Source organism: Hafnia paralvei, from assembly GCF_020150375.1.
Classification (GTDB): domain Bacteria; phylum Pseudomonadota; class Gammaproteobacteria; order Enterobacterales; family Enterobacteriaceae; genus Hafnia; species Hafnia paralvei.
The window spans coordinates 4,226,633-4,241,105 of record NZ_CP083737.1; the positions used below are offsets into that span (position 1 = coordinate 4,226,633).

General features: G+C 48.6%; 13 protein-coding genes. 10 read left to right on the top strand and 3 right to left on the bottom strand.

Annotated elements, in window-relative coordinates; translation table 11 throughout:
* Window positions 1-11: 11 nt before the first annotated feature.
* The 10 genes from K9N75_RS19560 to K9N75_RS19605 all read left to right on the top strand — a co-directional run bounded on the left by K9N75_RS19560 (window position 12) and on the right by K9N75_RS19605 (window position 10,410).
* The gene (locus K9N75_RS19560; protein ID WP_008815399.1) at window positions 12-743 is read left to right on the top strand and encodes a FadR/GntR family transcriptional regulator; all 732 of its coding nucleotides are present in this window, start codon (window positions 12-14) and stop codon (window positions 741-743) included.
* Window positions 744-921: 178 nt separating this feature from the next.
* Window positions 922-1,764 carry a 2-dehydro-3-deoxygalactonokinase gene (locus K9N75_RS19565; protein ID WP_263481236.1) on the top strand — a complete coding sequence of 281 codons (843 nt, stop codon included), beginning with the start codon at window positions 922-924 and terminating at the stop codon, window positions 1,762-1,764.
* On the top strand, window positions 1,761-2,411 hold the full coding sequence (locus K9N75_RS19570) for a 2-dehydro-3-deoxy-6-phosphogalactonate aldolase (protein ID WP_224452025.1): 651 nt from the start codon (window positions 1,761-1,763) through the stop codon (window positions 2,409-2,411). The genes K9N75_RS19565 and K9N75_RS19570 overlap by 4 nt, the downstream gene beginning before the upstream one ends.
* Window positions 2,387-3,283 (top strand): SMP-30/gluconolactonase/LRE family protein, encoded by an 897-nt coding sequence (locus K9N75_RS19575; protein WP_224452026.1) that lies wholly within the window; start codon window positions 2,387-2,389, stop codon window positions 3,281-3,283. Before K9N75_RS19570 ends, K9N75_RS19575 begins: the two co-directional genes overlap by 25 nt.
* A gap of 22 nt (window positions 3,284-3,305) precedes the next feature.
* Window positions 3,306-4,706, top strand: coding sequence for a sugar porter family MFS transporter (locus K9N75_RS19580; RefSeq protein ID WP_008815403.1), 1,401 nt, complete (start codon window positions 3,306-3,308; stop codon window positions 4,704-4,706).
* Between the two features lie 33 nt (window positions 4,707-4,739).
* Window positions 4,740-6,086 carry an MFS transporter gene (locus tag K9N75_RS19585; protein WP_048797719.1) on the top strand — a complete coding sequence of 449 codons (1,347 nt, stop codon included), beginning with the start codon at window positions 4,740-4,742 and terminating at the stop codon, window positions 6,084-6,086.
* Between the two features lie 131 nt (window positions 6,087-6,217).
* Entirely contained in the window at window positions 6,218-7,927 is a 1,710-nt protein-coding gene (gene ilvD / locus K9N75_RS19590) for a dihydroxy-acid dehydratase (RefSeq protein WP_224452027.1), read from the top strand.
* Window positions 7,928-7,929: 2 nt separating this feature from the next.
* Window positions 7,930-8,826: a dihydrodipicolinate synthase family protein gene (locus K9N75_RS19595; protein WP_224452028.1), complete on the top strand. Its 897-nt coding sequence runs from the start codon at window positions 7,930-7,932 to the stop codon at window positions 8,824-8,826.
* A 15-nt stretch (window positions 8,827-8,841) separates the two neighbouring features.
* Complete coding sequence (locus K9N75_RS19600) at window positions 8,842-9,615, top strand: SDR family NAD(P)-dependent oxidoreductase (protein WP_004097072.1); 774 nt, start codon at window positions 8,842-8,844, stop codon at window positions 9,613-9,615.
* Window positions 9,616-9,993: 378 nt separating this feature from the next.
* Entirely contained in the window at window positions 9,994-10,410 is a 417-nt protein-coding gene (locus K9N75_RS19605) for a hypothetical protein (RefSeq protein ID WP_008815407.1), read from the top strand.
* 94 nt (window positions 10,411-10,504) lie between these two features.
* On the opposite strand, the gene K9N75_RS19610 is transcribed toward K9N75_RS19605, so the two are convergent.
* The 3 genes from K9N75_RS19610 to K9N75_RS19620 form a co-directional block, all read right to left on the bottom strand.
* Entirely contained in the window at window positions 10,505-11,941 is a 1,437-nt protein-coding gene (locus K9N75_RS19610; RefSeq protein ID WP_008815408.1) for a 6-phospho-beta-glucosidase, read from the bottom strand.
* A 39-nt stretch (window positions 11,942-11,980) separates the two neighbouring features.
* Entirely contained in the window at window positions 11,981-13,492 is a 1,512-nt protein-coding gene (locus tag K9N75_RS19615) for a PTS transporter subunit EIIC (RefSeq protein WP_020303503.1), read from the bottom strand.
* A gap of 240 nt (window positions 13,493-13,732) precedes the next feature.
* Window positions 13,733-14,464 (bottom strand): MurR/RpiR family transcriptional regulator, encoded by a 732-nt coding sequence (locus K9N75_RS19620; RefSeq protein ID WP_061059476.1) that lies wholly within the window; start codon window positions 14,462-14,464, stop codon window positions 13,733-13,735.
* Window positions 14,465-14,473: the final 9 nt, after the last annotated feature.

A 14,473-nucleotide genomic window follows, 5' to 3' on the forward strand; every position in this document is an offset into this window, starting at 1 on the left:
CCGAGATTGCCATGAACAAACCTGCATCTTCTGTTTCTGAATCGATTACCCGTGATTTAGCTCTACGTATTATCCGTGGCGAGTTAGCTGAAGGTATGGCAATTCCGGGAGAGCATGAGCTCGCACAGCAGTACGAAGCGTCCCGCACCTCCGTACGCAACGCATTACAAGTACTTGGTGCTAAAGGCATGTTACTGATCCAAGCCAAACGCCGTAGCACGGTAACGCCACGCGAGCAGTGGAGTTTTCTCGATGCAGAAGTACTATCCTGGTTGGAAAATGTAGGTATTGAATCTGAACTGGTTGAGCAACTGATGCTGACGCGCCTCATCTTCGAGCCCGATGTTGCCGCTATGGCTGCACTCAACGCCAACGGTCATGATTTAGCGGCTATCGAAGATGCTTGGCATACCATGCAATTAGGGCAAAAAAATAATTCAGCAGAGCAATTCGAACGCGGCGATCTCGCCTTCCACACTGCGGTGCTACGCGCCTGCCACAATCCCTTTCTTGCTTCTGTCGGCAATGCTCTCTCTGCGGCAATGCTGCTGTCATTCAAACACACTCTAGAAGACGATCTCCAACTCACCCAAGACGCTGTTCAGCAACATCGTGATCTGTTGGAAGCGATCCGCTTAAAGCAGGCCGATCAAGCACGCCAATCTATGCGCCATATCCTCTTAAGTGCGGCTCACAAACATATTTGGCGCGAGATCCCAGAAAAATATCAGCACTTTTTCTAATCCCACACTTTTTGCATATTTCTTTTAGCTCGTAGCTAACTTTCGATCTCGTTCACAGATCTAAGCTTATTTATTCGCCATTATCCTTGTCATACAAGAATTGATATGTTGTAACTCAAGAATGAATAATTACTGGATCGCCATCGATTGGGGAACCTCAAATTTCCGAGCGTTTCTGATGAATAACAACCAATGCATTGACACGATAAATGCGCACTGCGGGCTGCTTAGCGTGCCTGACCGTCAATTTGATACCGCCCTTTTGCCACTTATCACGCCTTGGCTAATGAAGCATCCCAATCTCCCGATACTGATGGCGGGAATGGTCGGGTCACAACAAGGCTGGCAAGAAGTACCTTATGTCGCTCTCCCTGCAAGCTATCAATGCTTTGCTCAACAAACCGCTCAGGTTACAACTTCTTGGGGAAGTCCTTGCCGAATTGTAGCGGGTGCGAGTGGCGCCAATGCTTTTGGCTTACCTGATGTCATGCGCGGAGAAGAAGTACAACTGATCGGTCTAGCGGCACAATATTCGCAAGAACAGCATTTAGTGATTCTGCCCGGAACCCATAGCAAACACGCCACGATCGCTCACGATCAAATCCTGCACTTTAATACTTTTATGACGGGTGAGATCTATGCGGTGATGCTAAATCACTCGTTGCTAGGCCGAGATCTTCCTGAATCTGATGAAGACCATCACGCCTTTGCTCTTGGTGTGCAAAACGCGCAAAACGCCCCCAATCTCAGTAACGCATTATTTTCAGCTCGCACGCTAAAACTCGCCGGTTCTATCACCCCTGCTCAGGTTGCCAGTTATCTATCCGGTTTGCTCATCGGCTCTGAATTGTCGGCATTACCGGGCAAACAGGCGTGGATCGTGGGCTCTGCAACCCTTACCGAACGCTATACCCGCGCAGCGAGTCTGCTTGGCATCACGCTAACGCCTGCCAACGGAGATGACTGTTTTATTCACGGCATGAACACCATTTATCAATCCTTAACCGGAGCATTGGCATGAATTACATGAATTTTGCACTGCGTTGGCAACAGTGCCCGCTACCGCTGGTCGCGATTTTACGCGGAGTAACACCACACGAAGCCCATGGAGTAGCAGAAACTCTTCTGGAGTGTGGTTTCACTTATTTAGAAGTGCCGCTCAACAGCCCGCAACCGCTCGAATCTATCGCAATCATGGCTAAAACCATAGGTTCAAAAGGGTTTGTTGGGGCTGGAACCGTGCTGACTGAACATCAGGTTCATCAGGTTGCCGAGGCTGGAGGGCAATTAATCATTTCGCCCAATATGGAACCTTCGGTGATCCGCGCAGCCTGTGAGCTAGGGCTTATCAGCATGCCTGGCATCGCCACTCCCAGCGAGGCTTTTACCGCGCTACGCACCGGAGCCAGCGCACTTAAGCTCTTTCCGGCCGAATTAGTGACCCCCACGATTGCCAAGGCGATGAGCGTAGTACTTCCCGCCGAAACGGTCTGCCTACCGGTGGGAGGAATTAATCCTGACAGCGAGCAAATGCGTAGCTACCTGAACTCTGGTGCGCGTGGCTTCGGTCTAGGTGGAGGTTTATATCAGTCTGGGATTTCACTGGCGACTCTGCGTGAGCGAGCTATGGCCTACCGCCACGCATGGCAACAGGCCAATCAAAAATGATCGCTAATGCGCTGCAAGACCTATCTATTATCGGTGATTACCGCGCCCTCCTCGGAGAGTCTCCGGTGTGGTGTTTCCGCTCCCAATCGCTTATCTGGGTAGATATTTTACAACGTCGCCTATTGCGCTATTGGCCGCAACAGGGGAAAAAGATCGAGATCCACGAATTACCTTTTCTTTGTAGCGCAGCCTTACTCACCGAAGAATCCGAACAATTTCTCCTTGTGACCGCACAAGGCGTCATGCTTTACGACTATAGCCAGCAAAGCCATCGCCAGCTCTGTCCGTGGCCTGAAGATGAACAAACCCGTCCTAACGAGGCAGCGATCGCACCCGATGGATCGTTGTGGTTCAGCACGATGGACGTCACGGCTCGCTCGCCAATCGGGAGCTGGTATCGCTATGAGTACGACGGCGCCCAGCCTGAAAAAATGCTTAGTGACCAACATGTGCCCAACACCTTGGCTTGGCTGGGGTCATATGTCTGGTTTGTAGACACTTTCCGCCACCGTTTTTGTCGCAGCGCCGCACATCGCATCAGTACACAAACCCTGAGCGAATGGCCGATAGAAGACCTGCTTGCCGACGGCTCGGCGTTGACCCTAGACGGAATGCTGCTCAATGCCTGTTGGGGTAGCGCTTGCCTCACCGCCTACCGTTTAGATGCTGCTGCGCCTCAATGGCTCACCACACATCCACTGCCTGTAACACAACCCACTAGCTGCGCCTTTGGCGGGCCTGATTTACACGATTTATATATCACCTCGGCCTCTGATGGGCTTGCTATGCCATCAAAAACTGAGGGCGCACTTTTACGCTATCGAACTCCCTACACAGGACAGCAAGCCACGCTGTTCAACTTAAAAAAATAAATAATCACCCACGAGGTTAACCATGACTACGCATTCGATTTCGCAGTCAACACCCCATACAAATCGGCAGACTCTGCTGATCTGTTTTCTCGCTGCATTGGCTGGTCTGCTATTTGGACTGGATATGGGCGTTATTGCTGGCGCACTTCCCTTCTTAGCCAAAGAGTTTGCACTCAGCAGCCACCAGCAAGAGATGGTCGTCAGCATCATGATGTTAGGTGCCGCACTGGGCGCGTTATGCAGCGGTCCACTATGTACCCGAATCGGACGTAAAAAAACGCTGTTAATTGGCTCTGTTTTATTTGTTGTTGGATCAATTGGCTGCGCGCTGGCTCCAGATTTATCAACGCTGGTTATCTCACGCTTCTTACTCGGTGCAGCAGTCGGCGTAGCTTCTTTTGTTGCCCCACTTTACCTATCTGAAATCGCACCAGAACACATCCGCGGCAGCATGATCTCGCTGTATCAGTTGATGATCACGATTGGCATTCTGGCGGCATTTCTCTCTGACACGGCGCTAAGCGCAAGCGGCAACTGGCGCTGGATGCTAGGCATCATCACCATTCCGGCTCTCATTCTGTTTTTTGGGGTACTCACCCTGCCGGAAAGCCCTCGCTGGCTGATGATGAAAGATAAACATGCCCTAGCAGAGAAAGTACTGCTATTGCTGCGTTCTACCCGCGAAGAGGCGCATAGCGAACTGGAAGCTATTCGCGAAAGCGTTCAAGTAAGACAGCGTGGTTGGCAGCTCTTCCGTGCTAATAGCCATTTCCGCCGTTCAACCTACCTTGGCGTTTTGTTGCAGTTCATGCAGCAGTTTACCGGCATGACCGTAATCATGTATTACGCACCGAAGATCTTCGCAATCGCAGGATTCGCGTCAACCGAACAGCAAATGTGGGGAACCGTTATCGCAGGGTTAACCAACGTGCTAGCGACGTTTATTGCCATCGGCTTAGTCGATCGCTGGGGACGTAAACCCATCCTCAAACTCGGTTTTAGCGTCATGGCTATCTGTATGGCATCAATGGGTTACATGTTCTTCGTGGGTATCACAAGTGCTACCGAGCAATACACCGCTGTAACCTTGCTGCTGATTTTTATCGTCGGTTTTGCTATGAGCGCAGGTCCACTGATCTGGGTACTTTGCTCCGAGATCCAACCGTTAGCCGGACGTGATTTTGGCGTCACCTGTTCCACCATGGCTAACTGGATAGCCAACATGATTATTGGCGCTACTTTCCTAACGCTCATCGATACCATCGGCAGCGCAGGGACTTTCTGGCTCTACGCTGGACTCAACGTCGTCTGCATTGTACTCACCCTGTTGTTTGTACCTGAAACAAAAAATATCTCTTTGGAAAATATCGAGAAAAATTTAATGACCGGCCTACCGTTGAGAAGCATCGGCAGCGCGCTCTAATTCACTGTTATTTTTGTTTCGTCGAGGTCAGATATGACAGCTTTGGACATCACAAATACCTCTGAGAATGAGAAAAAGATCGCCGCGGTATATAACAAAATCACTCGCCGCCTGATCCCGTTTTTGATCCTATGTTATTTCTTCGCCTATCTGGATCGCGTCAACGTTGGCTTCGCTAAGCTGCATATGCAGGATGCGTTGAACTTCAGCGACACAGTATACGGAGTAGGAGCAGGGATCTTTTTTATTGGTTATTTTCTGTTTGAGTTGCCAAGCAATCTATTGATGCAGCGTTTTGGACCACGCTTTTGGATCGCTCGGATCATGATCAGTTGGGCAATTCTCTCTGCGCTGATGATCTTCGTGCAAACGCCTACTCAATTCTACGTTCTGCGTTTTTTGCTAGGTGTTGCGGAGGCTGGATTTTTTCCCGGCATCGTGTTTTATCTCACGCTATGGTTCCCGTCATGGCGTTCAGCACGCACGCTGGGGCTATTTATCCTAGTAACGCCGCTATCCACCATCATTGGCAGCCCGCTGTCGGGATTTATTCTTAAATTTTTTGATGGTGTTGATGGCCTGCATAATTGGCAATGGCTATTTGTTGTCGAAGCCATTCCTTCGTTCCTGCTGGCGTTCGTAGTGCTACGTTATCTCGACAACGACGTCAAATCTGCACGCTGGTTGAGCACGGAAGAGAAGCAAATTGTCGCAGACGATCTAGAAACTGATCGTCTGCGCAACCTCATTGCCAATGAGGGCAAGCCCCCGCAAAACCTAAAAATGATGTTCCGCAATGGCTACGTATGGCTGCTGGCGCTGATCTTCTTCAGCTTCAACATCGGCTATTACGGTATCAATTTCTGGCTACCGTCGATTATTAAAAGCTCCGGCGTTAACGACGATTTCCATATCGGCTTACTTGCCGCGCTGCCTTACGTCTTTGGTGCCGTCTTCATGGTGTGGAACAGCCGTCACTCCGATCTGTGCTGTGAACGCCGCTGGCATATAGCTATTCCAGCCATATTAGGTGCCGTGGGCCTGACGCTAAGTGCCTATTGCAGCGGTTCCACCCTATGGATGATGGCGTGGATTTGCCTAGCCATGTCCGGCACGTTAGCGCTTATCCCAACCTACATCAGCCTACCAGGTACGTTGCTGTCTGGCACAGCTGCCGCGGCGGGCATCGCTTTAGTTAACTCAGTGGGCAATTTAGCGGGGTTCTTCGGCCCTACCGTGCTCGGCTGGCTGAAAGACAACACAGGCAGCACCAATGTCGGCCTATATATTCTCGCCGCATTTTTACTGCTGTGTGCTCCATTGATGTTTTTGTTACCAGCCAAGCTGGTTAATCCCCGCCGTAATGCAGGCAGATCCTAAACCCTAAATAATTCGAGTTGCATTGAGGCGGCAAGTGAGTGAACGCGACCAACAAAAATGCAACTTGAAGTATGACGGGGATAAATGCAAAGCACGGTCGGCGTTGTATCGTTATTGAAAAGAGGCAGTTTATGAGTGGATGTAAAAGCTGTGGCACCTGTGGTGATGGGCACTTCAACCCTGTACTTAGTGGGGATGATGGTGCACTTAAGCGGGCCCTGTACAAATCGATGGGACATACGGATGAACAGCTACGCCGTCCGGTGATCGCGGTGGTTAATAGCTACACCAATGCCACGGCCGGCCATGCAAATCTCAACGAACTCACGGCAGAAGTCTTAAAAGGTATTGATGAAGCTGGCGGCGTCGGGATGGTATTCGGCACGATTGCACCTTGCGATGGTATCGCCGAAGGACATTTGGGCATGCGTTATATTCTTGCCGCCCGAGAAGTGATAACGAGCTCAATTGAAGTGATGATGCGCGCCCACCGTTTTGACGGCATGGTGTTACTCGGCTCCTGCGACAAGATCGTCCCTGCGATGCTAATGGCCGCAGCACGATTAGATATTCCAGCCATTCTGGTTAATGGTGGGCCGATGTATCCTGCCGAATATAAAGGTAAGCACTGGGACGGTAATATCGTCACCGAGGCCATTGGCTGGAAAAGACGCGGAGAGATTGACGAAGCTGAATTTCGCCATATCGAGGATATCGCTGAACCGGGTCCAGGTTCCTGCACCATGTACGGTACCGCTAACACCATGTGCTGTATTTCTGAAGTTCTCGGCATGAGCCTGCCGGGTAGCAGCACATTGCCTGCCGTATCACAGGAGCGCCGAGAATGTGCCTTCCGCACGGGTCAAACAGCGGTTGATTTAGTTAAGCACGGCGTCAATGCGCGCCAAATTATCACACCACAGTCAATTCGCAACGCCATGATTTACCTACTCGCCACCGGCGGGTCTACCAACGCTATTTTGCATTTACAGGCTATTCACTATGAAGGCGAATACGGGCATCTACCGCTGTCGGATTTTGACAAACTAAGCCACCACGTTCCGCTCGTGGCCTCACTCTATCCTGCTTCTGAATACGACATGATCGACTTCTGGGAAGCGGGTGGTGTCGCAGCCGTTGAGAAAGAAATTGCCTCACTGATGGATCTCAACGCCCTTACCGTAAGCGGTCAATGCAAAGCCGAATGGCTGGCTCAGGTTCCTGTCAGCCAGCGCCCTGAAGTCATCCATACGCTAGCAATACCGGTTCGCAATGAAGCTGGGGTTGCGGTGCTGCATGGCAATCTGTCTCCGCTTGGATGCGTCGTAAAACCTGCCGCGGTGCCAGAGCACTTGATGATCTTCACTGGCCCAGCCGTGGTATTTAACAGTGAGCAAGAATCCGTTGATGCCATCCTTTCTGGAGATATCGCATCAGGTTCTGTGCTGGTCTTACGTTATGAAGGTCCTAAAGGTGGACCGGGTATGCCTGAAATGTACAAGCCGATGAAATGTCTCGAAGGTATGGGACTTTCAGATAGCTGCGCGCTGATTACTGACGGCCGTTTCTCAGGCTCTAACCGAGGGCTGTTCGTTGGTCATATTTCCCCTGAGGCCAGCGATGGTGGCGATCTCGCGCTAGTCGAAAACGGCGATACCATCACCATCAATATCCCTACTCGCGAACTCACGCTAAACGTCGACGAAGCCACATTGGCAGAGCGTCGCAAACATTGGGTTCCGCTGGAGAAACAGGTACCACGCGGATTCTTACGGTTGTATCGCCGCTGGGCATTACCTGCGGCACAAGGCGCAGTGCTTGCAGACAGAGATGAGGAATAATCATGTACCAATCAGCAGACATCTGCGGTGTAAATCCTATTGCGGCCATGCCATTTAGCCCGCAAGGCGAGTTAGATGTTCCCAGCTTTAGCCGCATGCTAGAGCACTTAGCCACAACGGGCATCCAAGGGCTAACCCTGTTTGGTATTGCCAGCGAATTTCCTAAGCTGGATGACGGCGAGCGCTTGCAGCTCTCCAATCAGTTTTTATCCGACCTTCGTGGCAGCGGTATTTTTCGAGCGATTTCGGTCACTGACCACAGTACAGAAGTTGCGGTTAAACGCGCACGAGACTACCAAAAACGCGGGGCAGACTCCCTAATGCTGTTGCCGCCGTTTTTTCTTCAGCCCAGCCCAGAAGCGATTTCACATCATATCTTCTCAGTGCTAGAGGCCGTAGATATTCCTGTGATGGTGCAATACGCGCCGGGTGAAACCGGGCTTGCAATCACACCTGAGCAGTTGGCCGACGTCGCCACTCGTTATCCTCATGCGGTATTTAAGATCGAGTGCAATCCTCCAGTGGACTATACCCAAAAGTTCTTACAGCAAGCACCGCAGGCTAGCGTACTAAATGGTTATGCTGGGCTTTACATGCTTCAAATGTTGGAAGCCGGAGGCAAAGGTGTCATGCCGGGCTGCTCTTTTAGTGAGATTTATGTGCGGATATATCAGCTCTGGCAAAACGGCGATAAAGCCGCAGCGCAGGAACTGCATAAACAGCTGTTACCGTGGATCCAACGCTGGATGACACACTGCGAATACATTATCCAAGTAGAAAAAACGATCCTCCAACGCAGAGGGATCATTACCAGCGATTATTGCCGCCACCCCGGATGGACATTAACAGATCAGGATCGCGCAATGATCGACAATTTCATCTCAACATTTTCCCTTTAATTTTGCGGAGTCTCTATGTCTACATCAGCCCAACAACCACGCATTATCATTGTTACCGGAGCCAGCCAAGGTATCGGCCACGCCATCGCACAAACGTTCTTAAAACAGGGTGATATCGTTATCGGTTGTGCCTTTTCTTCCATTGAAAAAGCCCCCCACGCGAAAGAGCTTTTAGATCTTTACCCTGAACATTTTCATTATTATTCGGTTGATATCACGCGTACCGAATCTATTGCCGAATTTATCGCCTCGGTAGAACAGCGTTTTGGCCGTCTCGATGTGCTGGTTTCTAATGCGGGCAAAAACGTGTTTAAAGGTATCGATTGTGAACTGGAGGATTGGCACCACAATCTTGATCTTAACCTGCGTTCTCATTGGTATATGGCGAAATCCTGCCGAAGTATGTTAGAAAAATCTAAGGGCGTTATTCTGGTCATGACCTCCAACCACGCCTTTTCAACCATGCCTGGATGCGCGCCGTACAATATCACCAAACGAGCCCTGCTTTCGCTGGTACAAAGCCTGACCATTGAATGGGGGCCTGCAATTCGCAGCGTAGGCATCGCTCCGGGTTTTATTGATACTGCCGGTAATCAGGTATGGTTTGACTCACATGGCGACGGAGAAAAAGCACGCCTTGAGACTATTGCTAAACACCCCGTCGGTCGCATTGGGACTTCCGAAGAAGTAGGCGAACTATGCCTGTTCCTAGCCAGCCCCGCCGCTGGGTTTATTGCCGGTACCACCATCATCATGGACGGCGGGCGCAGCGCATTAATGCAAGACTGATTAGACGCTAACTCTGTACCTGAAACCTCAACCGCCTATCAGGGCGGTTTTTTTACGCCTCTCGGAAAAATGCCCCTTACAGACAGCACTGAGAGTACAGGGTGAGTTCTCATAAAAGTATTGCTGTATCTTTCAAGATATAACGATCCATCAATATTAAGACTAACACTATCACATTGAATTATAAGAAATATAAATAACTTTACGTTTTCTGATGCGATAAAAGCTTCACAAGCCCCTGCCAGAAGACATAAATTCTTGCAGAGCAAATTGGACAGAGGGAGAAGGTTTTATAAAATCGATTGTCCAAGCTACAAGCAATAGCCATTGAGCTTAACGCGCTGAAATAATGAATTTTTACTAATTGAGAACAATTCCATGAAGAAAACACTGTTAGCTCTATTCGTTCTCGCGCCATTTGCCAGCATAGCTGCGCCAACACCACAGCCGATGATTGGCAACTATCACGCTGTAGGCTATACCACCTGTGGTGGATATAAAGTGCTTTCGAGCGCCATCAGCAATGAAAACGTCATGGTGCTACAAATCACTGACCCCATTACCAAAGCATCACAGATTTTCTACGGCGATCGCAGCTCCGACGAGACTGAAAAAGTGCCTTACGTGCTTTCAAACTACGATGCAAGCACACAAAAATTTACGCCAGATCCCTCAAATACTACGATTCAGTTCGGGATCAAAATGGGGAATCCAGGCAAGCCAGGAAATGATTTATATAATCTGACGATGGGTGGCCAAACTTACGTCTGTAAACAGTTCACCATCTTTAGCTGATGCAATAAGCAACAATCATCATTGATTCGTTGTATTTTGCTCATACAAAAAGCCACCGACGCATAGTCAGTGGCTTTTTTTTAAAATCAGATAACTAAAGCTGCTCGCCGTTACTTTCAATGACCTGTTTGTACCAATCAAAACTCTGCTTTTTAGCGCGTTGTTGAGTGCCGCTACCGTCGTCGTGTTTATCTACGTAGATAAACCCATAACGCTTGCTGTACTGGCCAGTGGTGAAAGAAACACAGTCGATACAACCCCATGGGGTATAACCCATCAGTTCAACGCCGTCGTCGATCACCGCTTTCTTCATTTGCTCAATATGAGACTTCAAATAAGCGATACGATAATCGTCGTGGATCTGTCCATCAGCACTTGGCTTATCTATCGCACCAAAACCATTTTCCACGATGAATAACGGCTTCTGATAACGCTCGTACAGAATGTTAAGCGTGTAACGTAAACCCACAGGATCAATCTGCCACCCCCACTCGGAGGCCTTCACATGAGGATTGGGCACCGAGCCTTCAAATCCTGCCAGCGCGGTTCCTGTTCCGGCAGAATTTGCCTGCACGGCATTACTCATGTAGTAGCTCAGTCCAATATAATCCGCACAGCCTGCCCGCAGAACCTGTTCATCACCGGGCTGCATTTCAATGTGGTATCCCTTGCGTTCCCACTCTTTAAGAATGTACGAAGGATAATAACCACGCATATGTACATCACCAAATAGGAAACGCTCGCGCATCGCTTCCTGCGCGTACATCACATCATCTGGATGACAGGAATAAGGATAAAGCGGCACCATCGCAATCATGCAGCCAATTTTTAGCTCTGGATTGATGTCGTGCCCCAATTTAACGACCAGCGCGCTCGCAACAAACTGATGATGTAGCACTTGATACATACATTCTTCGGGGTTTGGTTCATTCGTGTAAATCACCCCAGAACAGCAATAGCCAAACAGCGGCGTTTTCCAGTTACGCTGATTATTGATTTCGTTGAACGTCATCCAGTACTTCACTTTATGCTGATAACGTTTGATCACTACTTCGCTAAAACGAACAAAGAAATCAACGATTTTACGATTTTTCCAACCACCATACTCTTTGACCAAATGCCACGGCATCTCGAAATGAGATAGCGTAATGACCGGTTCAATACCGTATTTCAACAGTTCATCAAACATGTCATCGTAAAACTGTAGCCCTGCTTCATTCGGTTCGAGTTCGTCGCCGTTAGGGAAAATACGCGACCATGCAATCGAAGTACGAAAGCATTTAAAACCCATTTCAGCAAAAAGGGCGATATCACCTTTATAGCGATGATAGAAATCAACTGCCTCATGGTTGGCGTACAAATAACCGTCCTGAATACCATCGGTAATCACACGATCAACACCATGTGCTCCGCTAGACAATACATCGACGATGCTGAGCCCTTTTCCACCCTGATCCCAGCCGCCTTCAACCTGATGGGCTGCGACCGCACCGCCCCACAGAAAATCATCCGGTAACCGTTGTTGTTTCATGCTGTTGCTCTCTTCTCTAATCAATTTTGTGGTTTACTCTTACACGGCTTCTGGCTGTGAAGAGGTTTTAACTTCTGCTGACGGAATATCTTCTTTAAATCCAGCAAACCACGTAAATATCGCGCCTAGCACGAAGGCCACGCTAATCGACAACACGAAGCCGAGGAACTGCGGTAGATGCCCTTCTTTAAAGAAAACCGGCAATACGGCTATCCCCGGAATACAGTAACTCCAAGACACGGCGTTAAATGAACCTGCAATAGCACCACCAACCGCTCCCGCCATGCACGCACACACCATCGGGCGTTTTAAACGCAACGCCACACCGTAAATAGCAGGTTCAGTGATGCCAAACAGGCCTGTCATACCCGCAGACAGTGCAACGCGTTTCATCTCAGCATCTTTGGATTTCAAATAAACTCCCAGAACGGCACCCGCCATGCCAAATACAGCGGAAGCCTGCAATCCGGTGAAAGTGTCATAACCGAGCGTGGCATAATTGCCGACCGTTACCGGCGTGATACCCCAGTGAACACCAAGAGTTACCAGCGGCGTCCACAGTGCACCAACCACGAATCCGGCAACGGCAGGGCTCAGGTGATACAAGGTGTTATAAACACCGCCGATAGCCCCACCGATCATATTTCCAATGGGGCCAAACACCAGCAGCGTAAGCGGCACAATAATGGCCAAACAGAACATCGGCGTGAACAGATTACGAATAACTAACGGCAGGATGCGTTCAAAAAAACGCTGCACGTAAGACATCATCCATACCATTAAAATGATCGGTATCACCGCAGAGGTGTAGCTTAGATACTGCACCGGCATACCCAAGAAAGTCAGCGGATCGGCACTCAGAGGAATACCCACCACGTCGGTTAGCACACGTGCAATCTGTGGATTGTTGACTGCTTCCTTCATGAGCGCTTGCATCGCAGGATCGGCCGAATTCACCAGCAGTATCTTGTTAGCGGTAAGCATGTTCATGTAGTCGGGACAAACCAGCGCACAGGCTGCGATCACCGCGGTGAAAGGGTTAACGTTAAATTTCTTCGCAGCGGTATACGCCACCATCACGGGCAGGAAGGTGAAACCGGTCCAAGAAACGAAGTTAAGAATACGGTAAGTACCGCTGGCAGGATCCATCCAGCCTAAAACGGCAAACAATGAGATTAAGCCTTGTAGCACACCACAGGCAGCTAGAGGATAAAGGAACGGTGCAAAAATACTGGAAATGATATCCATCAAGCGGCTAACAATGCCAACGTTTGGCGCACTGACGGCAGCATTTTCGTCAACATGAATCAGCTTTAATACTTCCTGATAAGCATCACCCACATGGTTGCCAATTACGACCTGTAATTGACCACCAGACTCTATTACCGTAATAACGCCTTTAACACGCTTTAGAGTTTCTTTATCTGCCTGAGCATTATCTTTTAATACAAATCGTAATCGCGTCGCACAATGTGTGACGCTAATCACATTATTATCGCTACCAATTAACTTTACGATTTCCTTGGCTGAATCTGCGTAATTAATTGCCATAGAATTAATCCTTCTGTAGGTACAGAAATCCCTATTCATTTAAATCTGAGAGGAGGATTTATACCCTAAATAATTCGAGCGCAGCCAACGCACATGCAGCTTGAAGTATGACGGGTATATTATGTATGAACTGGATAGTAGCAAAAAATTAAACAAAGTCACGATATAACAAAAAAACACAAATGTGATTTGTCACGTCGAAGAAACATGATGTTTTTTACTCGATCAACCTCTCAATTATTAAGTTGAAAGATTCTTAGCAAGTTTTTTACCAATTGCTTCAAGCATATAAATAACAGGAACCTGAGTAGTAATATTATATTCACTGGCAATCAAGATTTGTGGCATATGATAGGAGAGATTGAAGTCTGCCATCCGAGCTAAAGAGGAGGTTTCACTATTGGTGATACTGATGATTTTACACTGATGCAGGCTAAACTGGCTGGCCAACTTTAATATTTCAGGTGTTTCGCCAGAAACGGATAAAATAACAGCTATCGCATTTTTATACATATCCGAACTAATAGGATAGTAAGGATCGTCAATATAATTACTGAATTTACCCACGTTGGAGAAAAAACGAGCGCCATATTTACCTAGCGTACCTGAAGTGCCGGCTCCAACAAAGATAATCCGATCAGCCTCAGCAATTTGCTCTGCCGTACGCGTAATAAGCGCCTCGAACTCATCGTTATGAATACTTTTAAAGAAACTCATTATTTCACTCGCTCCCGAGGTCAATAATAATTTCTCTTCCTGCTCAATATAAAGCTTAAAACGAATACGGAATTCTGAATAACCACTGCAGTTCATTTTCTTGCAAAAACGTAATATCGTCGTCGTGGAAACATCCGCCGCATCAGCCAACTCGCGGATGGTCATATACATCACCTTATCTTTATTCTTAATGACATAGTTATATACCATTAATTCCAAGCCATTGAGCGTTGATAAGGCAATATGGGTAAACATGCGACCATC

Excerpts from the sequence above, each read along its gene's own strand:
- K9N75_RS19560 (WP_008815399.1), top strand. The coding sequence starts at position 12 with ATGAACAAACCTGCATCTTCTGTTTCTGAATCGATTACCCGTGATTTA.
- K9N75_RS19565 (WP_263481236.1), top strand. The coding sequence starts at position 922 with ATGAATAACAACCAATGCATTGACACGATAAATGCGCACTGCGGGCTG.
- K9N75_RS19570 (WP_224452025.1), top strand. The coding sequence starts at position 1,761 with ATGAATTACATGAATTTTGCACTGCGTTGGCAACAGTGCCCGCTACCG.
- K9N75_RS19575 (WP_224452026.1), top strand. The coding sequence starts at position 2,387 with ATGGCAACAGGCCAATCAAAAATGATCGCTAATGCGCTGCAAGACCTA.
- K9N75_RS19580 (WP_008815403.1), top strand. The coding sequence starts at position 3,306 with ATGACTACGCATTCGATTTCGCAGTCAACACCCCATACAAATCGGCAG.
- K9N75_RS19585 (WP_048797719.1), top strand. The coding sequence starts at position 4,740 with ATGACAGCTTTGGACATCACAAATACCTCTGAGAATGAGAAAAAGATC.
- ilvD (WP_224452027.1), top strand. The coding sequence starts at position 6,218 with ATGAGTGGATGTAAAAGCTGTGGCACCTGTGGTGATGGGCACTTCAAC.
- K9N75_RS19595 (WP_224452028.1), top strand. The coding sequence starts at position 7,930 with ATGTACCAATCAGCAGACATCTGCGGTGTAAATCCTATTGCGGCCATG.
- K9N75_RS19600 (WP_004097072.1), top strand. The coding sequence starts at position 8,842 with ATGTCTACATCAGCCCAACAACCACGCATTATCATTGTTACCGGAGCC.
- K9N75_RS19605 (WP_008815407.1), top strand. The coding sequence starts at position 9,994 with ATGAAGAAAACACTGTTAGCTCTATTCGTTCTCGCGCCATTTGCCAGC.
- K9N75_RS19610 (WP_008815408.1), bottom strand. The coding sequence starts at position 11,941 with ATGAAACAACAACGGTTACCGGATGATTTTCTGTGGGGCGGTGCGGTC.
- K9N75_RS19615 (WP_020303503.1), bottom strand. The coding sequence starts at position 13,492 with ATGGCAATTAATTACGCAGATTCAGCCAAGGAAATCGTAAAGTTAATT.
- K9N75_RS19620 (WP_061059476.1), bottom strand. The coding sequence starts at position 14,464 with ATGTTTACCCATATTGCCTTATCAACGCTCAATGGCTTGGAATTAATG.